Genomic DNA, 575 nt, shown 5'->3' on the forward strand with positions numbered 1-575 from the left:
TTCTTTTCCACCACCAACCCTAATAATCCACATGCGATGGCTCGTGCTCAAGCCCGGAGAGCCACCTATAAAACCTGGGTCGGGGCCATGCCCAGCCTCGACGCCGATATCAACACCACCGCACTATCCCTAGTGGCTGCCTGGTCACTGCCGGAAGGCCACATTAAATCAGGCCTGCGTGCTATCCACCGGCTGGGTAGTCTGCCGAAAGTCAATGCTATACAAGACACCCACTGCCTGCTGGATATTGAATCCTTGATCGCTATTGATCAACCCATGTCAGCACTGACAGCCTTGACTGATGAAACCCTGGACTTTATCGACACTATCCTGGCTGACTTCTTTACCCCTTCTAAACCGAATCAGGCTTTTCCTACGCGTAGTCAAATCAGGCGCAAAGTCCGCGATATATGTAAAACACTGGATGATTCCATTGCCTATCGGGATACCCGGCCTAAAGATACCTACCGGTTTTCCTCTAACGGTACTTCTGCCTGGCTGGAGCTGCAGGTTGGGGAAGACACCGGCATTAAACTTGATGCTTTCATCCACCAGACCGCCGCCAAGGAAGACAT

The 575-nt window shown here is 52.0% G+C and carries 1 pseudogene; it reads left to right on the forward strand.

Annotated features, from left to right (window positions below):
- Positions 1-575 (forward strand): annotated as a pseudogene (locus HMPREF2993_RS13470) (HNH endonuclease); the annotation flags it as partial.

Source organism: Corynebacterium sp. HMSC068G04, from assembly GCF_001814885.1.
In the GTDB taxonomy this organism is placed as follows: domain Bacteria; phylum Actinomycetota; class Actinomycetes; order Mycobacteriales; family Mycobacteriaceae; genus Corynebacterium; species Corynebacterium hiratae.